The 18,437-nt window shown below is 65.3% G+C and carries 15 protein-coding genes, 1 pseudogene and 2 riboswitches; of the genes and pseudogenes, 12 read left to right on the top strand and 4 right to left on the bottom strand.

The annotated features are described in order from the left end of the window. The first annotated feature begins 190 nt into the window (after positions 1-190). Entirely contained in the window at positions 191-787 is a 597-nt protein-coding gene (locus tag CXQ88_RS04050; protein ID WP_104042881.1) for a DUF5666 domain-containing protein, read from the top strand. Between the two features lie 59 nt (positions 788-846). Here CXQ88_RS04050 and CXQ88_RS04045 read toward each other — a convergent pair whose 3' ends face one another. Then, complete coding sequence (locus CXQ88_RS04045) at positions 847-1,758, bottom strand: LysR family transcriptional regulator (RefSeq protein WP_104042880.1); 912 nt, start codon at positions 1,756-1,758, stop codon at positions 847-849. Positions 1,759-1,889: 131 nt separating this feature from the next. Between CXQ88_RS04045 and tdh the strand changes: the two genes are divergently transcribed. From tdh to CXQ88_RS04015, 6 genes are all read left to right on the top strand, one after another. Continuing rightward, positions 1,890-2,936, top strand: a complete 1,047-nt coding sequence (tdh, locus tag CXQ88_RS04040) for an L-threonine 3-dehydrogenase (RefSeq protein ID WP_104042879.1) — start codon at positions 1,890-1,892, stop codon at positions 2,934-2,936. A gap of 8 nt (positions 2,937-2,944) precedes the next feature. Then, positions 2,945-4,141, top strand: a complete 1,197-nt coding sequence (locus CXQ88_RS04035) for a glycine C-acetyltransferase (RefSeq protein WP_104042878.1) — start codon at positions 2,945-2,947, stop codon at positions 4,139-4,141. 41 nt (positions 4,142-4,182) lie between these two features. Next, positions 4,183-5,304, top strand: a complete 1,122-nt coding sequence (locus tag CXQ88_RS04030) for an NAD(P)/FAD-dependent oxidoreductase (RefSeq protein WP_104042877.1) — start codon at positions 4,183-4,185, stop codon at positions 5,302-5,304. A gap of 11 nt (positions 5,305-5,315) precedes the next feature. Then, a complete protein-coding gene (hutI, locus tag CXQ88_RS04025) occupies positions 5,316-6,527 on the top strand; it encodes an imidazolonepropionase (protein ID WP_104042876.1) in 1,212 nt (403 codons plus the stop codon). A gap of 97 nt (positions 6,528-6,624) precedes the next feature. Next, positions 6,625-7,413, top strand: coding sequence for a DeoR/GlpR family DNA-binding transcription regulator (locus CXQ88_RS04020; RefSeq protein WP_104042875.1), 789 nt, complete (start codon positions 6,625-6,627; stop codon positions 7,411-7,413). A 79-nt stretch (positions 7,414-7,492) separates the two neighbouring features. Continuing rightward, the gene (locus CXQ88_RS04015; protein ID WP_104042874.1) at positions 7,493-8,272 is read left to right on the top strand and encodes a CPBP family intramembrane glutamic endopeptidase; all 780 of its coding nucleotides are present in this window, start codon (positions 7,493-7,495) and stop codon (positions 8,270-8,272) included. 102 nt (positions 8,273-8,374) lie between these two features. On the opposite strand, the pseudogene CXQ88_RS04010 reads toward CXQ88_RS04015, so the two are convergent. Together CXQ88_RS04010 and CXQ88_RS04005 are read right to left on the bottom strand one after the other, a co-directional pair. Continuing rightward, positions 8,375-9,855: pseudogene (locus tag CXQ88_RS04010) on the bottom strand (DUF222 domain-containing protein). A gap of 192 nt (positions 9,856-10,047) precedes the next feature. Continuing rightward, on the bottom strand, positions 10,048-10,686 hold the full coding sequence (locus CXQ88_RS04005) for a VOC family protein (RefSeq protein ID WP_104042873.1): 639 nt from the start codon (positions 10,684-10,686) through the stop codon (positions 10,048-10,050). 165 nt (positions 10,687-10,851) lie between these two features. Beyond that, positions 10,852-10,967, top strand: a riboswitch (SAM riboswitch). Between the two features lie 43 nt (positions 10,968-11,010). Here CXQ88_RS04005 and CXQ88_RS04000 point away from each other — a divergent pair. The 4 genes from CXQ88_RS04000 to CXQ88_RS03985 all read left to right on the top strand — a co-directional run bounded on the left by CXQ88_RS04000 (position 11,011) and on the right by CXQ88_RS03985 (position 16,469). Beyond that, a complete protein-coding gene (locus CXQ88_RS04000; RefSeq protein WP_104042872.1) occupies positions 11,011-12,336 on the top strand; it encodes a bifunctional o-acetylhomoserine/o-acetylserine sulfhydrylase in 1,326 nt (441 codons plus the stop codon). Positions 12,337-12,434: 98 nt separating this feature from the next. After that, a riboswitch (SAM riboswitch) is annotated at positions 12,435-12,550 on the top strand. A gap of 12 nt (positions 12,551-12,562) precedes the next feature. Beyond that, on the top strand, positions 12,563-13,678 hold the full coding sequence (metX, locus tag CXQ88_RS03995) for a homoserine O-acetyltransferase MetX (protein WP_104042871.1): 1,116 nt from the start codon (positions 12,563-12,565) through the stop codon (positions 13,676-13,678). 181 nt (positions 13,679-13,859) lie between these two features. Then, positions 13,860-15,242 carry an MFS transporter gene (locus tag CXQ88_RS03990; protein ID WP_104042870.1) on the top strand — a complete coding sequence of 461 codons (1,383 nt, stop codon included), beginning with the start codon at positions 13,860-13,862 and terminating at the stop codon, positions 15,240-15,242. A gap of 108 nt (positions 15,243-15,350) precedes the next feature. Continuing rightward, positions 15,351-16,469, top strand: coding sequence for an alcohol dehydrogenase catalytic domain-containing protein (locus CXQ88_RS03985; protein WP_104042869.1), 1,119 nt, complete (start codon positions 15,351-15,353; stop codon positions 16,467-16,469). A 23-nt stretch (positions 16,470-16,492) separates the two neighbouring features. Here the strand turns inward: CXQ88_RS03985 and CXQ88_RS03980 are convergent, their stop codons facing one another. Beyond that, a complete protein-coding gene (locus tag CXQ88_RS03980; RefSeq protein ID WP_181037404.1) occupies positions 16,493-17,416 on the bottom strand; it encodes a LysR family transcriptional regulator in 924 nt (307 codons plus the stop codon). Positions 17,417-17,530: 114 nt separating this feature from the next. Between CXQ88_RS03980 and mmsB the strand changes: the two genes are divergently transcribed. Then, on the top strand, positions 17,531-18,433 hold the full coding sequence (gene mmsB / locus CXQ88_RS03975; RefSeq protein ID WP_104042868.1) for a 3-hydroxyisobutyrate dehydrogenase: 903 nt from the start codon (positions 17,531-17,533) through the stop codon (positions 18,431-18,433). Positions 18,434-18,437: the final 4 nt, after the last annotated feature.

Raw genomic sequence — 18,437 nt, 5'->3', positions numbered from 1 at the left:
GGTAGCAGTTAATGTCGTTTTGAGTGCTGAAAACGACACCTACTGCTACTCAGTTTTGGTTTAAGTAGTACTCGCGTCCCACAGACAGCGGATTACTCGTGTGCGATGGCGACTGCCCGCCCTACACTGAAGCTCCAGGGCACCACCACGCGGGTAAACAGGCCCTGCCGTTGCCGTGGAAGGAATGGGCATGTCTGTCCGGGAACCGTTGACATTCCGCAAGACCCTGCTCGCCGGGGCGGTGGTACTCGCACTGACGGGGACAGGGGTTGCGTTTGCGTGGGCTGCGAGCGAGGCGGCATCGCCGTCGCCCTCTTCTTCCCAGTCCCAGGTGGCGCCCGGCCAGGAAAACCGCAAAGCCAAGCCGGACAAAGCCCAGCGCCCCCAGCATTTGCACAGTGAGAGCGTGGTCAAGAAGGCGGACGGAACTTTCGAGACCATCCTTGAGCAGCGCGGCACGGTGGACGCCGTCAGCGCTACGTCCATCATCGTCAAGAGTGAGGATGGCTACTCGCAGACGTACACCGTCAATGCCGAAACGACGATTCGGCAGGTGCCGGCGGCAGCTGCGGGCGGCTCTTCCGCAACGCCCAACGGTGCCAAACGGCTCAAGCCGGCACCAGGCACTATCGCGGACATCGCCGCGGGTGACATTGTCCGGATCTCCGGGGTGAAGAACGGGGATCAGGTTACGGCAGCGCGGATTGTTGAGGGGGCCGGTGACGGCCGTGGATTTGGGCTGGGCAGAGGCCACGGACACGGCAAGGGTAAAGGGCACGCAAAGTAGGTAGCGGCAAGTGTCGTTTTCGACGTTGAAAACGACACTTAGCGTTACCCAGTTGGGGGTCAGCCTTGTTCCACGAGCCCGGCCATGATGCCCTGCAGCGCCTCGGAGACAATAATGACGGAGCGCCGCTTCAGGTTCTCGGGCCGTGCCAGCAGGTCGATCCGGCGCCGAGTGCTGATCCCCTCGAGGGGCCGCAGCACGATGTCCGGGTTGAGCACCGGCCCGGCGGTGTACCTTGGCAGCAGCCCCACCACTCCGCCGGCGGCCACCAGCGCCGCCACCGTGGAATAGTCGTTGATCCGGTGCACGATGTTTAGTTCGCGGCTGGAAACGGCGGCGACGGCGGACAACACATCCGCCGGGGAGTAGCCGGTGTGGCTGGTCACCCAGGCCTCCCCGCCGACGTCGCCCGCTGTCACGGCCGCCTTCCCGGCCAGGGGGTGCCCGGCAGGCAGCGCCACGTCGAGGGGTTCGTGGGCGAGGGGAATCACCGTAACCCGCTCCGCCGGCCACCGGGGACTGTGGTCCATACGGTGGGCCAGCACCAGGTCGTAGCGGGCGGTGAGGGCAGGGAAGTCCTGCTGCGCCACGTCCTCGTCCGAAAGTTCGATCCGCGGCTGTCCCGGCGCATCCAGAATCCTCGCGAGCGGGGCAAATACCGCCTGCCCCACACTGTGGAAGCCGGACAGGGTTACCCTGCCGGCCGGGGTGCCGTGATAGCTCCCGATCGCGCCGCGCGCGTCCGCCATGGCGTTTACGACGGCGGCCCCGGCGTCTGCCAGCACCTGGCCGGCCTCTGTGAGCACGAGGTTACGGCCCTCCTTGCGCGTCAGCGGCACCTCCACCGTCCGCTGAAGGAGTGCCAACTGCTGGGACACGGCCGAGGGCGTGACCATCAGCGTGTCCGCTACCGCCTTGACGCTGCCCAGGGCCCCGAGTTCACGCAGGATTTCAAGCTGGTGTATCTCCACCAGTCCAGTCTATGCATTAGCTCCTGCTACATCGTTGATTGAGAAAATAGCGGTTGTGCTAAAGCTTCTTCCTCGCTGTAATGAGGAGGGCAGCACCTGCCGATGACGCAAGACGAAGAGTAAGGAAGCCGATGAAGGCTTTGTACAAGGCAGGCCCGCAGGCCGGCTTCGAGTTGGTGGACCGCCCCGAACCGGTGGCCGGCCCCGCCGACGTCAAGATCCGGGTCATGACCACCGGGATCTGCGGCACGGACCTGCACATCCAGTCCTGGGATTCCTGGGCGCAGGGGATCATTGAAGCTCCCCTCATCCCCGGCCACGAGTTTTACGGCGAAGTGGTGGAAATCGGCGAAGACGTCCGCGACGTCAAAGTGGGTGACCGGGTGTCCGGTGAGGGCCACGTGGTCTGCGGAATCTGCCGGAACTGCCGGGCCGGCCGTCGGCAGATGTGCATTCACACGGTCAGCGTGGGCGTGCAGCGGGACGGCGCGTTCGCAGAGTACGTGGTGATCCCGGAAACCAACGTGTGGGTCCACCACGATCCTTCCGTTACTCCCGAGCTCGGCGCCATCTTCGACCCCTTCGGCAATGCAGTCCACACCGCCCTGAGCTTTCCGCTCGTGGGCGAAGACGTGCTCATTACCGGTGCCGGTCCTATCGGGCTGATGGCCATCGCCGTCGCACGCCATGCCGGCGCCCGCAAGATCGCTATCACCGACGTCTCGAAGCCGCGCCTGGACCTGGCCCGGCAGCTCGGCGCAGACCTTGCCATCGACGTCTCCACCACCCGCGTCCGCGACGCCCAGCGGGAACTGGGGATGCGCGAAGGCTTTGACATCGGGATGGAAATGTCCGGCCACCCCACCGCCCTGCCGGAGATGATTGACAACATGAACCACGGTGGCCGGATCGCCATGCTGGGCCTGCCCAGCCAGGACATCGCCATTGACTGGGGCAAGGTGGTGACCCACATGCTCACGCTCAAAGGCATCTACGGCCGCGAGATGTACGAGACCTGGTACGCCATGAGCGCCATGCTCTCGTCCAACCCCGTGCTGCACGCGGGCATCTCCGCCGTCGTCACTGATACGCTCCCTGCTGTCCAGTGGGAGAAGGGCTTCGACCTTGCCCGCAGCGGCGCAGGCGGAAAAGTTGTCCTCGACTGGACCCAACTCTAAGGAACGCCATGTACACCTCGATCAAGGACCAGCTGAGCACCGAGCTGGAGGACATACGCACCGCGGGACTCTTCAAGACCGAACGCAGCATCAACTCGCCCCAGTCAAGCCACATCACCGCAGGCATCATCGGCCAGCAGGGCGCCAACGTGCTGAACTTCTGCGCCAACAACTACTTGGGCCTCGCTGACCACCCGGACATTATCAATGCGGCCAAGGCAGCCATGGACGAACGCGGCTTCGGCATGGCCAGCGTGCGGTTCATCTGCGGCACCCAGGACCTGCACCTGGAACTCGAGGCCCGCGTCTCCCGGTTCCTGGGGACCGAGGACACTATTTTGTTCTCCAGCTGCTTCGACGCCAACGGCGGGGTCTTCGAGTCCCTTTTCGGTCCTGATGACGCCATCATCTCCGACACCCTGAACCATGCGTCCATCATCGATGGCATCCGGCTGTGCAAAGCGCAGCGGTACCGGTACGCCAACCAGGACATGGCGGACCTGGAGGCGAAGCTCGTTGAAGCGAAGGATGCCCGCCGCAAGATTATCGTTACCGACGGCGTCTTCTCGATGGACGGGTACCTGGCACCGCTGGAAGCCATCTGCGACCTCGCCGAAAAGCACGACGCCCTGGTGATGGTGGACGATTCCCACGCCGTGGGTTTCATGGGCGCAACCGGCGCCGGCACGCCGGAGCATGCAGGGGTATCGCACCGGGTGGACATCTACACCGGCACGTTCGGGAAGGCGCTGGGCGGAGCGTCCGGGGGATACGTCTCCGGCCGCTCGGAAGTGGTGGCGATGCTCCGGCAGAAGGCCCGACCCTACCTTTTCTCGAACTCGTTGGCCCCGGCCATCGTTGCCGCCACCATCAAGGCCCTCGATTTGGTGGAAAATTCTGCGGACCTGCGGCGCACGCTCTTTGAGAACGCCGCGCTGTTCCGCCGGCGGATGACCGAGGAGGGCTTTGACCTCCTGCCGGGTGAGCACGCCATTGTTCCGGTGATGTTCGGCGACGCCGTGCTCGCCGCCAAAGTTGCCGACCGGATGCTGCAGCATGGCGTCTTCGTCACCGCCTTCAGTTTCCCCGTGGTTCCGCGCGGAGCAGCCAGGATCCGTGTGCAGCTTTCCGCCGCGCACTCAGCGGACGACGTCGAAACCTGCGTGCGTGCCTTCGTCACCAGCCGCGCCGAGGTGGCAGCCTGAAGGCAGCCACTGTCCGCGCCTAACTCTGCAAGGATGGTGCCATGGCAGCACATTACGATGTCCTGATTGTTGGCGGCGGCATTGCCGGGCTTTCCCTGGCCTCGGCCCTGGCAGGCAAATGCAGCGTGGCACTGGTGGAGGCTGAGCAGGAGTTGGCGTACCACACGTCCTCCCGCTCGGCCCGCCAACTCATCCCGAGCTACGGTCCGCCCGTGGTCCAGGAACTCACGGTCCGGACCCTCGAGCTGATCGCTGCCCGCGATGCTGAGCTGACCGAACCTGTGCTCACACCCCGTAGCTTTATGCTGATCGGGACCGAGGAAGCAGTGGCCGCGGAAGCCAGCGGCCACATGCGCTCCATCACCCCTACAGAAGCGCTGGAGCTCTGCCCGGCACTGGTCCCGGATTCGTTCGCCGCTGCCGGACTGGATACTGGGTCCTTTGGCTGCAACGCGCCCCTGCTGCTGGCGGACCACCGGCAGCTCGCGCTGTCCGCCGGGGCGGACATCATTACAGGCGCGAGGGTCCATTCCGCGCAGCGCCTTGGCTCCGGCTGGCAGGTGGGCGCCGGCATGGAGGCGTTCGAGGCGGGCGTCCTGGTCAACGCCGCCGGTGCCTGGGCGGACGAACTCGCGGTCATCAGCGGTGTGGAGAAGCTCGGGCTGCAGCCGTACCGGCGCACCGCCGCGATTGCCGCCGTCGAACGACCCTTGCCGGAGCACAGCCCCATGGTGGCGGCCGCGGACAATACGTTCTACTTCCGCCGTGAAGGTAATGACGTGCTGATCTCCCCGTCCGAATCTGTTCCCAGCGGGCCCGAAGACGCCAAGCCCCGGCCCGGGGACGTGGAACGACTGGTGGCCCGGCTGAACCAAGTGACCTCGCTGGGCATTAGCGACGTCCGTCGGGCTTGGACGGGGTTGCGCACAGAAGCTGCCGACGGCGTCCCGGTGGCCGGATTTGATGCCGAAGCTCCCGGCTTTTATTGGCTCGCCGGCCAGGGTGGTTATGGGTTCCAGACGTCGTCGGGGATGGCGGAACTCGCGGCTGCTCAGATCCTTGCCGGCCGCGGATCCGTCAGCAGCGCATGCCAGGCCGACGTCCGTCCGGGATCCCGGACAGCACAGGCGCTGGCGGCAACCCGCTGGTCAGTGCGGCGCTGAAGAATGGTCGTATGAGTACGCTGATCACCAATATTGCCGAGCTGATGACGCAGGACCTGGAGCACAGGGTCCTGAGGGACGCCGCGGTGGTGATCGAGGGGGAGCGGATTTCGTGGATCGGCGCCGCTGCCGATGCTCCTGCTGCGGATGACGCCGTCGACGCGGGCGGCCGCGGCATGCTCCCGGGATGGGTGGATTCCCATACGCACCTGCTCTTCGCCGGCGACAGGACGGCGGAGTTCGAGGCGCGGATGGCGGGGGAGTCCTACTCTGCAGGGGGCATCGCCGTCACCATGAACGCCACCCGCGCAACATCGGACTACGACCTTACCCGACTGGCACTGTCCCGCGTTAACGAAGCTGTTTCGCAGGGAACCACGTATATCGAGACGAAAACCGGTTACGGCCTGGACGTGGAACACGAAACCCGGAGCGCGCGCATCGCTTCGACTGTCGCCGATCAGGTCACCTACCTCGGAGCGCATCTGGTGCCTGCCGGGCAGGATCCGGACGACTACACTGACCTCGTCCTCGGCCCGATGCTGGCAGCCGTCCGGCCCTACGTGCAGTGGGCCGATGTCTTTTGCGAGGAAGGGGCCTTCACTGCCGAACAATCGCGCCGGGTGCTGCTGGCCTGCCGCGACGCGGGCCTGGGGCTTCGCGTGCACGGAAACCAGCTCGGCGAAGGCCCCGGAGTGCAGCTCGCCGTGGAACTTGAAGCCGCGAGCGTGGACCACGCGAATTACCTGGCGGATAAGGATGTGGCCGCGCTGGCCGGAACCTGGGCCGGCTGGGATGCCGCCGCCGGAACCGGGCGGCGTGGCACCGTGGCAACGTGCCTGCCTGCCTGCGATCTCTCAACCCGCCAGCCGCTCGCTCCCGCACGGACCCTGCTTGACGCCGGCGTCCAGGTGGCACTCGCCTCCAACTGCAATCCGGGCACTTCCTACACCAGCTCCATGGCATTTTGTGTCACCACCGCGGTGCTCCAGATGGGCCTGAGCGTCCACGAAGCTGTCCGGGCAGCGACCTACGGGGGCGCCCTCGCACTGCACAAGGACACGGGAAATGACGCCGACGGCGAGCGCGCGGTAGGCTCTATCGCCGTCGGACACCGGGCGGACCTTCACCTGCTCAACGCACCGTCCGCAACGCACCTTGCGTACCGTCCGGGTATGCCCCTGACGTACGCTGTATGGCGGGCAGGGAAAAGGGCCAGGTGACCGGTGCCGGTAAACTGACGTTAGATGATCATTAGCCGTCTGTTATGATCAGAAAGCGTCATCGAAGCTGGTGGCGGGAGTATCTGGAGGCCCTTGCATGACCCGCACCGACCGACTGACGGCAATCCTGGACATCCTTGCCAAGACCGGGCAGGTAGAGGTCGAAGAGATTGTCAGTACCCTCAACGTCTCCCCGGCCACTGCCCGGCGCGACCTGGACAGCCTGGCCAAGCGCCGGCTGCTCACCAGGACCCGCGGCGGAGCCACCACGGGTGCGCTCGCGTACGACCTGCCGGGCCGGTACAACCGGGACGACCACGCCGAGGCCAAGGAGCAGATTGCCCAGGCGGCTTCTGCGCTGATTGCCCCCGGAGCCGTGATCGGCCTTTGCGGCGGCACCACCAGCACTGCACTGGCACAGATCCTGGCCACCCGCGAGGACCTCAACGCGCCTTCCAACCAGTCCACCCTCACGGTGGTGACCAATGCGATCAACATCGCCGGGCAATTGGCGGTCCGGCCAAACATTAAAGTCATGGTCACCGGCGGCATCCTGAATCCGCGATCCTACGAACTCGTAGGGCCCTACACGGACATCATTATGCAGAAGGTGGTGCTGGACATCGCCTTCATCGGTGTCAACGGCATTGACCCGGAGGTCGGGCCAACCAACACGGGGGAGGGGGAGGCCTCGGTGAACGCACTGCTCGCCAGCAGGGCACGCGTCTCCTATGTACTGGCTGACTCCTCCAAGGTAGGGGTGCGCGCCTTCGCCACCATGGACGGCTACAACTTCACCCGCCTGATCACGGATTCAGGAATTTCGGCCGAGGACAAGGCTGCCTTTGAGGCGAACGGCACGGAAGTTATTGTGGCTGCCGGCTGAATCGACAACAAACAGCGGTACACCTGCACTTCGGAGGGCTAATCAGGCCGGATTCAGAAACTGCAGGCAAGATAAGAACATGCTGGTTCCCTCCCGCCGTCGTCTGCGGATCGAAGTCTGGATCGTTTTAGGTCTCTCCCTGGGCCAGTCTGCCGTCTACTCGGTGGTGCAGCTCCTGGACAAGATGACCCGTGCGCCGCTGGCGGAAGGCACTTCAACACTCAACCGGTCGCAGAGCACCCGCGAGTACTTCGACCTGACCTACCAACTGCTGGACATTACCTTCGCGCTGGTGCCCGTGCTCCTGGTGATCTACTTCCTTACCGACCACAGGCAGTCTGTCTCCGGCGACGGCAGCAACGCGGGTTCGGCATTCCGAAAGCTCGGATTCAACTTTGAGCGGCCGGGCCGGGACCTGCTCCAGGGGTTCGGGCTGGCGGCGCTGATCGGCATTCCGTCCCTCGGCCTGTACGCCGCAGGGAGGGCGCTGGGAATCACCACCGCGATCATTCCCAGTGCGCTGGATGCCTACTGGTGGACGGTGCCGGTGCTGATCCTGTCCGCCATGCGCCATGCCGTGGTGGAGGAAGTCATTGTGGTGGGATACCTATTGAACCGCTTCGGAAAGTTCGGCTGGAGCGTTCCGCTGTCCATCATGGTGAGTTCCCTGCTTCGCGGCACCTACCACTTGTACCAGGGCTTTGGGCCGTTTATCGGCAACGTGGTGATGGGCGTCGTCTTCGCTTGGTTGTACACCCGGACGCGGCGGGTAATGCCCCTGGTGATTGCCCACGCGCTCCTGGACATCGTGGCGTTCGTCGGCTTCAGCCTGTTTGGCAGGGCCATGGGATTGGGCTAAAGCGTCCAATCCGACGCCGCGCAAATAGCAACACGGCGCGGATCCCGGGAGTTGGGCAGGCCGAATCCAGCTCCTGAGGCGGGAGCCGGTTTCGACGAAGGTTCATCCACCGCCGGCAGGCAGGTACCGCTCGATGCCGTCTTCTGCGAGGGATAAACCGATGCAAACAAGATCCACGTCGACTCGTGGAGGATCCCCGGGCGCCGGCTGCAATTGGTGCGGCCAGTGGGGTGGTTCCCAGTCCTGGTGTTCGCTTTTGTAGAGCCGGCCGGTGGGTGAGATCCAGCCGGGTGGTTCGGTTTTGGTCGCTGGGGTGGGTTTCCAGCCGCTGGTGTGACGGAGTTTGTGGTGTTTTGGGCAGGGCTGTCCGAGGTTTGATACCCCTGTGGTGCCGCCGTTGTGCCAAGTGAGGATGTGGTCGGCTTCGTTGTCGAGGGAAGAGTTATTGCAGCCAGGGAAGGGGCATTTGCCGTCCCGCAGGCTGAGCCAGTTCCGCATCGCCTTGCTGACCCGGTATTTGGTGCTGCCGATTTCCAGCGGCGCCCGTCCCGGGGGTCCACCAGGACCCGGTGGAACGAGCCGGCGCCGTCGGCGATGAGCTTGCGTGCCATCGACGGCGGGATGAGTCCGTACCCGTCGAGCATCGCCGGTTCATCGGTCAGGCCCATGAGGGAGAACACCGGCACCGTTACCAGCACCTGGGGCCGGATCGACGACGACGGGCCGGCGGCCGTTCCTGTATCGGATCCATTACCGTGGTGATCTCCGGTGGTTGTTCCGCCGAGGAGGCAGCTGCCGTACAGGTCCGCCCGCAACTGGGTAAGGGTGCGGGTTTCTGCCGGGCCCTGTAACTCCCGCGCATCAGCGGTGAGTTTGTTCCAGACCGCCGTGGCTTCGTCGGCGGGCAGGTAGGCAGAGAGCCAGGCCATTCCGTCCTGATCGGGCCGATATTCCACCCGCCGGTCCGCCACACCTTTGGCGTGGCGTTTCTCGATGGGCTCGGCGTGGTGCCGCTCCCGCCAGGTCCGGGCATTGTGGCGGAACCGGGAGGCCGGCATCTCCCCGATCGGGGCAGCAGCGGCCGGCCTGGGTGTGTTCGGGTCCAGGAACTGTGCTTCCAGTGCCGCCGCCCCGGCCGGGTCGAGGCTAGCCGTTTCCTCCACCATCACCAGGGCGTGCTGCCAGGAGATGGTTCCGGCCTGCAACGCCGACAGGGTCAGCGGCAACTCCTTGGCCAGGGCATGGGATGCTGCAAGGAATGAACCCGCTGCCCGGGGGCCGAGGGCCAGCAGGGTGCCGATTTCCGCGGCGATAGCCATCTCCTGCGCCTGCACCGGTGCGTCCGGCGGCGCTATGGCGACGGCGCTGTCCGCGTACTTCACGGCAGCCCGGGCCTTAAGACCCGCGAACCCGGCCTCCGCCGCCCGTGCCCCGGCAAGGATGTCCAGGCACCCATCCGCCAGCCCGGCCAACGGATCAGCATACGAAAACGGCTCAGAGTCACACCCGTCCACCTCAGCATTAAGCACAGCAAGGGCGGCGTTGATGTCGTCATACGCCTTTGCCACCGCCGCTTTGCCCATAAACCAATCATGACAAGGGGGTCGGACATTCCGGTGAGGGCTGATGCAATCCGGGTTCACAAAAGGATTCGGCCGCCATCGGCGGGTGACGCCGTTGTCACCTGCTGATGGCGGCCGAAGTTCTGGAGGGCAAACGGGAACGCCTGCCCAACAGGCGGAGGTCCGGGCAGAGCTGCCCAGGCCCAGGAAGGATCAGATCGTGACAGCTCCGTTGGAGGTCTCGAACGTCACCGAAAGGATTCCGGGGGTCCCGTGCGGTGCCACCCACTCCACGGCCACGTCTTCCAACGGCTTTTCCACCGGTTCACCCAGCCATTCGGTGACCCGGGCTGCCGAACCGGCGATGGTCAGGCAGCTCATCTTCACGTTGCTGTCGTAGGCGTTGGAGGGGTGCAGGGAAGGGTCGCCGTCCCACTTGAGCATGTAGGGAACCTGGGGGTCGGCTATCAAACCCAGGATGCCGATCTGTTTCCAGACCAGTTCGCGGCCGTCCGGAAACTTGCGGTTGCCGTTGACTGCGGAGCGTCCCAGACGTTCCTCAAAGGGGGCGAGGTCGTCTACTTCGACGCACCAGCCCATCCAGCCGCCCCCTGCTGCAGACCGTGCACGCACTGCCTGGCCGAAGGGGGCCTTGTCCGAAGCCGGGTGGTCCAGGACCTCCACCACTTCAAGGTACTTGTGGCCCGCGAGCGGGATAATCATGTTTCGGGTGCCGAACCGGGGGTGTACCCCGCCCTTCACTGCCTCGACGCCGAGGGCAGAGGAAATACGTTCGGTGGTGGCAGCCAGGCCATCGTGTTCACAGGCGTAAGAGACGTGATCCATGCGCATGCCATCATCTTGGCACTTTGTGATCGGGCTCTCAGCTAAGGGTAGCCTTACTGGGATTTTCCCTTGTGAACCCTGATTAAGCCCCCGTCACACCCAGGCAACTTTGAGGACTATGTTCGTCACAATCCTGTTCGGCGCTGCGTGCTCCTTCCTACACTGAGCTCAGGTCATGAGTGCCAGTGACAAGCCCCGGCTCGCTGGCCGGCAACCCTCCATCCGCGGTGGGGTGCCCCGGGTGAGGACCTGGCTGTCCGGCAACGGCCGGATGGCAAGCGCGGCCCGCGGTGCTTCCAGCATGCCGGGCCCATGTCAAAGGAGCCTTAGTTGTCCAACGGATGGTCTTTCGAAACCCGCCAGATCCACGCCGGGCAGGAGCCGGACGGCGCCACGGGCGCCCGTGCACTGCCCATCTACCAGACCACGTCCTTCGTGTTCCCCAGCGCCGAAAGCGCTGCCAAGCGCTTTGCCCTGGCCGAACTGGCGCCCATTTACACCAGGATCGGCAACCCCACGCAGGAGGCCGTGGAGCAGCGGATAGCCAGCCTGGAAGGCGGACTGGGGGCGTTGCTGCTCAGCTCCGGTCAGGCCGCGGAGACTTTCGCCGTCCTGAACATTGCCGAGGCGGGGGACCATATCGTCGCCAGCCCCAGCCTCTACGGCGGCACCTACAACCTCTTCGCCCACACCCTGAAGAAGTTCGGGATCTCAGTCACGTTTGTCGCGGACCCGGACAATCTGGACCAGTGGCGCGCAGCAGTGCAGCCCAACACCAAGCTCTTCTTCGGCGAGGTGGTATCCAACCCCCGGCAGGATGTCCTGGACATCGAAGGCGTGTCCCAGGTCGCGCACGGGGCCGGCGTTCCCCTGATCGTGGACAACACCCTGTCCACCCCATACCTGATCCGGCCGCTGGAATGGGGCGCGGACATCGCGGTGCACTCGGCCACCAAGTACCTGGGCGGCCACGGCTCCGCGATTGCGGGCGTGATCGTCGACTCCGGAAAGTTCGACTTCGGCAAGGACCCCGCAAAGTTCCCCGGCTTCAACACCCCGGACCCCACCTACAACGGGCTCGTCTACGCCCGGGACCTTGGCGCCCAAGGTGCCCTGGGCGCCAATCTCTCCTACATCCTGAAGGCCCGGGTGCAGCTGCTGCGCGACCTTGGCTCGGCAGTGTCGCCCTTCAACGCCTTCCTGATCGCCCAGGGTCTGGAGACCCTGAGCCTGCGGGTTGAGCGGCACGTGGCCAACGCGCTGGAGGTGGCGCAGTGGCTGGAAGCTCGTGACGACGTCGAATCGGTCGCCTATGCCGGGCTGCCGTCCAGCCCCTGGTACGAGCGGGGCCGCAAGTACGGCCCCAAGGGGACGGGCGCCATCGTCTCGTTCAACCTCGCCGGGGGTGCGGAGGCAGGCAAGCGCTTCGTGGACGCACTGGAGCTGCACTCCCACGTGGCAAACATCGGTGACGTCCGCTCGCTGGTGATTCATCCGGCGTCGACCACCCACAGCCAGCTCTCGCCGGAGCAGCAGGTGGTGGCCGGTGTAAACCCGGGTCTTGTGCGGCTTTCGGTGGGTATCGAGCACATCGATGACATCCTGGCAGACCTCGAAGCCGGCTTCCGGGCCGCCAAGGAGGCCACCGGCGCCTAGACCTACCCCGGGGCACCCAAACGCGGCATCACGCCGGGGAAGTCACAACCAGTCACACTCTTGGCGGCAGGCAGGGGCTGTTTCGTACACTCGAACCAGGTCATGAGTGCCAGTGACAGCCCCGGCTTGCTGGCCGGCAACCCTCCTTCCGCGGCGGGGTGCCCCGGGTGAAGACCTGGCCTGCCGGTCATTCGACGGCGGGCAAGCGCGTAGAAGAGGTCTTGCCATGACGGTTACCGTCACCCGTACAACTGTCCCCGAACACGGGATTGTCCGCTATGCCTCCATTGGGGGACTGGAACTGGAAGCCGGCGGATACCTTCCGGACGTCACGCTGGCCTATGAAACCTGGGGCACCCTGAACGAGGACGGCAGCAACGCCGTCCTGATCGAACATGCGTTGACCGGCAGCACCCACGTGACCCGGGGCGATACGGAGGAAGCCGGCTGGTGGGAACAGCTCGCGGGGCCCGGTGCCCCGGTGGATACCAACCGTTTTTTCGTGGTGTCGATCAACATCGTGGGCGGTTGCTACGGGTCCACCGGGCCATCGTCCCCCGGGCCGGACGGAAATCCCTGGGGCTCACGTTTTCCACTGGTCACCCTGCGGGACAGCACCGTGGCCGAGGCCCGGCTGGCCGACCAGCTCGGCATCAGGAGCTGGTTCGCTGTGCTGGGCGGTTCCATGGGCGGAGCCCGGGCCCTCGAGTGGGCGGTCACGTTCCCGGAACGGGTGCAGCGTTGCGCAGTGATATCCGTGGGCGCCGCGAGTACCGCTGAGCAGATCGCTTTCGCCCAGGCACAGACGCTCGCCATCCGCCAGGACGCCAACTTCAACAGCGGTGACTACTACAACGGACCTGCCCCCGAGGAGGGCCTGGCCCTGGCCCGGCGCATTGCCCACATTACGTACCGCTCCCCGGTGGAGCTGGACGGACGCTTTGGCCGCGCGCCGCAGGCCCCCGAAACACCGCTTCAAGGCGAGCAGCTTGCAGCCCGCGGGCGCTACCAGGTTGAAAGCTACCTGGACCACCAGGGCACCAAGCTGGTCCAGCGGTTTGACGCCAACAGCTATATCGCCATCACCGAGGCGCTCATGAGCCACGATATCTGCCGGGGACGCGGCTCCCTCGCCCAGACCTTGTCCAGTTCGCAGGCTCGCTTCTTTGTGGCCGCTGTGGACTCGGACCGGCTCTACTTTCCATCCCAGTCGCGGGAGCTGGCCCAGGCACTCCCCGGCGAGGTGGACGTGCATCTTATCCAGGCACCCATCGGGCACGATGGCTTTCTGACCGAGATCGGCCAGCTGGGGAGCCAGCTGAGGGAGCACCTTTCGGATTAACACCGCGCCCCAAACGTCAACAGATGTGCATTAATGCAGATGCGCTCTGCATCATTCGGCGTTGAGCTGGGCGTTCCGGCAGACCATACTCGATGGGACCCGGCGGTTCGTGACCAAAACCACACGCATCCGCCATAGCCTGTCCCAGTGGTGTCGATGACGACGCCGAAGGAGTTCATACATGAGTACGGAAAGCTCGGCCGCACGGCGGCCAGAGGAAACCGACGTCAAGGCCTCAGGCCTGAAGAAAGTAGTCACGGCCTCCATGGCCGGCACCGTGGTTGAGTGGTATGAGTTTTTCCTCTATGCCTCCGCCGCCACCCTGGTGTTCGGCAAAATGTTCTTCCCCAATTCCGGGACCGAACTGGACGGCATCATCGCCGCCTTCGTTACCTATGCCGTGGGCTTCGTGGCCCGGCCGATCGGCGGCATCGTCTTCGGCCACTTCGGTGACAAGTTCGGCCGCAAGCAGTTGCTGCAGCTGAGCATCGTCCTGGTTGGCGTCTCCACCTTCCTCATGGGATGCCTGCCCACCTTCGCGCAGATCGGCTACTGGGCTCCGGCCCTCCTGGTGTTCCTGCGCTTCGTCCAGGGCTTCGCCGTCGGCGGTGAGTGGGGCGGCGCCGTTCTGCTGGTCGCCGAGCACAGCCCCAACAAGTCCCGCGGGTTCTGGTCCAGCTGGCCGCAGTCCGCCGTGCCTATGGGCAACCTCCTGGCCACCGGCGTGCTGTTCACCCTTTCCGCCACGCTTTCCCAGGAAGCATTCCTCGGCTGGGGCTGGCGCGTCGCCTTCTGGCTCTCCGCCGTGATCGTGATCGTTGGCTACTACATCCGCACCAAGGTCCAGGATGCGCCGATCTTCATCGAAGCCCGCAAGGAAGTCACGGTGGAGAAGAAGGGCTACGGTGTTGCCGAAGTCTTCCGCCGCTACCCACGGGGTGTCTTCACCGCCATGGGCCTGCGTTTTGCCGAGAACATCCTGTACTACCTCGTGGTGACGTTCTCCATCACCTACCTCAAAGTGGTCGTCCAGACCGACACCTCCCGCATCCTCTTGCTTCTGCTCGTGGCGCACTTCATCCACTTCTGCGCCGTGCCGCTCGTCGGCAAGATGTCGGACGCGTTCGGCCGGCGGCCGGTCTACATGGTGGGCGCCATCCTCGGCGGCACCTGGGGCTTCTTCGCCTTCCCCATGATGGACACCGGCAATGACATCATCATCCTGGCCGCCATCACCATCGGCCTGCTGTTCCACGCGCTGATGTATGCCGGGCAGCCGTCCATCATGGCCGAGATGTTCCCCACCCGGATGCGGTACTCTGGCGTTTCCCTGGGCTACCAGGTGACTTCCATCGTCGCCGGCTCGCTGGCACCGATCATCGCCACATCGCTGCTGGGAACGTTCAAGTCCTCCACTCCGGTGGCGCTGTACCTGCTGGGTGCCTGCATCGTGACCGCAATCTCCGTGTTCTTCCTCAAGGAGACCCGCGGCATTTCGCTGCACGACGTGGACGCCGCCGACGCGAAGGGCACCGCAGACCTGCTCGCAGCCGGCAAGAAGTAGGCGCTGCCACGCCCAAGCACGACACACAGCACACCCACTGCCCGGACCCGCGACCACGCAGGCCCGGGCAGTTGGGTGTCAGCACCTTCGACGAAGTCAGGATTCCCCATGAAAGCAGCCGTCCTTTACTCCACGGTCCCGTCCGGAGCCAGCTACACCGAAGCGCACGCCCTTCGGGTCGAAGAGCTTGACCGGCCGGAACCCCGAGCCGGTGAGTTGGGCATCACCATCACCTACTCGAGCCTGTGCCACTCGGACCTGTCCGTAGTGGACGGCTCCCGTGTCCGGCCCCTTCCCATGGCGCTGGGGCATGAGGCCGTAGGGCGGGTTGCCGCGGTGGGTGAAGGCGTCACGGACGTTTCCCCCGGGGACCACGTGGTGCTCGTCTTCGTTCCGAGCTGTGGCGCCTGCCGTGCATGCCGGGCGGGCCGCCCGGCGCTCTGCCACCGCGCGGCGGAAGTCAACGGGTCCGGGGACCTCCTGCATGGCGAGGCCCTGCTGCGGACGCCCGCAGGGGAGCGGATCAACCACCATCTGGGGGTTTCCGCGTTCGCCGATTACGCCGTGGTGGCACGGGAATCAGTGGTGGTCATTGACGACGACGTCCCGGACACTGTTGCGGCAATGTTCGGTTGCGCCGTGCTCACCGGAATGGGAGCGGTCCTCAACACGGCAGCTGTCCAGGCCGGACAGTCCATAGCCGTTTTCGGACTCGGCGCGGTAGGACTTTCGGCCGTAATGGCCGCGGCGCTCGCCGGCGCCTCCTCCGTGATCGCCATCGATCCCAATGCGGGCAAGCACGGGCTCGCCCTGAAGTGCGGGGCAACTGCCGTGGGGACCCCGGACGAGGCTTCCCGTCTGATCGGTGAGGCTGCCGGTGACGGCGTGGACGTCGCCATCGAAGCTGTGGGGTCAACCCGGGTCATATCGTCCTGCCTCGAGCACGTGACCCGCGGCGGGGCAGTAGTCTCGGTAGGGCTGCCGCACCCCACCGCAGAACTGACAGTGCCCGCGCTCCAGTTCGCCGGGGCCGGCAAGCGGTTGCTTGGCTCGTATATGGGCGACGCCGTTCCGGACCGGGACATCCCCCTGTACCTTGGCTACTGGCGCGAGGGCAGGCTTCCCGTCGAGCTTCTGCACACCGACACCCGGCCGCTGGAGGAGATCAACGAAGGCCTCGACGCACTCGCCGCCGGGCAAGTGGTGAGGCGGCTCTTCCAGGCCTGAAACCGGACCCGCATGTCGGAGGCCTAGGCAGCCAGCAGGTCCTGGCGTTCCGCCACCTCTTCCTTCAGGGCAACGATAACGGCCTGCACCCGTGCGGACCGGAGCGATTCCGGCCGGGCCACCGCCCAGATGGGCAACTGACGCTGGAAGGCGTCGGGGAGCACCGGAATGAACTCCGGATTGCGGGCCACCATAAAGTTCGGAAGCAGCCCGATGCCGGCGCCCCGCCGCACCGCCTCGACCTGGGCAAAGATGCTCGTCGCCTGGAAGCTGGACTTCGGCATCGGCAGCTGCGAGGACCGGTGGCCCAGTTCGGCAACCTGAAGCGCCGACTCAACGTAAGAGACAAAGCCGTGCTGCCCCACGCCGTCGAGCGTTTCCGGCAAGCCCCGCCGGGCGGCGTAGGAGGGGCTGGCGTAGAGCCGGAGGAAGTAGTTGGTCAGGAAGATGGTCTGGGCGTTGCTCACGTCCGTGCGGCCCACCACCACCTCCAGGTCCACGCCGGAGCGGTTCTGGCTGACCTTGCGCGTTGCGCTCAGCATTTCCACATTCAGCATGGCGTGCCGGTGCTGGAGGCGGACCAGCGCCGGCGTCACGAATTCGGCGCCGAAGCCGTCGGAGGTGCTGATCCGCACCATGCCGGCCAGGGCGTCCCGGTCCTGGCCGGTAACGGCTGCCAGGGACCCCAGCGTCTCCTCGATCGTTTCCGCCGCGGCGACGGCCGAAGCCCCGAGCTCCGTCAATTCCCAGCCGTGCGGGCTGCGCTCCAGGGTTCGGCCGCCCAGTTGCTTGTCGAGGGCGAGGATCCGGCGCGAAATGGTGGTGTGCGTGGTGCCCAGCGTTTCGGCGACGGCGTTGAAACGCCCCAGCCGGGCCACGGTCAGCAAAATGAGCAAGTCGTCCGGACTCGGAAGCCGCGCCACCCGGTGCCTCTCATCTGTGTGCATCAGTGCACATGCCGTCTGTGATTTTTCCCCTTGATTGCACTGTAGCAGGGTGTGATGGTGGACACAGACCTTCCGGCCGCCCTCGGCGGGAGAAACAGCAAAGGAGCTTGGGCCATGGCAGTAATAGGTTGGATCGGTTTGGGGAACATGGGCGGTTCCATGTCCGGGAACCTCGCAAAGGCGGGCCACGACGTGCGGGGATTCGATCTCAACCCCGCCGCCCTCGCCGCAGCGGAGGCCGGAGGCGTAAAACCGGTGGCGAGCATCGCCGAGGCCGTGGCGGGCGCCGACGTCGTATTCACCATGCTTCCGAAGGGCGAGCACGCCAAGGCCGTCTACCTGGGCGGGGACGGGGTGCTGGCTCATGCTGAGACGCGCACCCTCCTGGTTGATTCCTCCACCATCGATATCGCCGCCGCGAAGGAACTGCACGACGCCGCCGCTGCCGCCGGCTTCCGCTTCGTCGACGCCCCTGTCTCGGGCGGAATGAGCGGCGCGGCAGCAGGAACGCTTACCTTTATGGTCGGCGGTGAAGCAGCCGCCGTGGCCGACGCCACCGGCTACATCGAGCCGATGGCCGCCAACATCATCCCCACCGGTGGAGCCACCACCGGACAGGCAGCCAAAATCTGCAACAACCTGATGCTCCTGATCAACCTGGCCTCCACGGCTGAGGGTGCAGTGCTGGCGGACCGGCTCGGCCTCGACAAGAAGGTGTTCTGGGACATCGCCTCCGTCTCCTCCGGGGACAGCTGGGCCCTGCGTACCTGGTACCCCGTTCCCGGCGTAGTCCCCACCGCAGCATCCAACAACGACTTCGCGCCCACCTTCACTGCCGAGCTGGCGAACAAGGACATCGGCCTGGCCATCAGCGCCGCTGAGGACACCGGCACTCCGCTCGAAATCGGCAAGCACGTTCAGCAGCTGTACCAGCGCCTCATCGATGCGGGTGAATCCGGCAAGGACTGCTCCATGATCATCAAGCTCGTTGACGGCTCGCTGGATTCAGCAAAGTAGAAGA

The sequence above is a fragment of the Arthrobacter sp. ZGTC412 genome (assembly GCF_002929215.1).
Taxonomy (GTDB): Bacteria; Actinomycetota; Actinomycetes; order Actinomycetales; family Micrococcaceae; genus Arthrobacter.
Note: the sequence above shows the minus strand (reverse complement) of the source record. Positions and strands in the feature narration are given on the sequence as shown.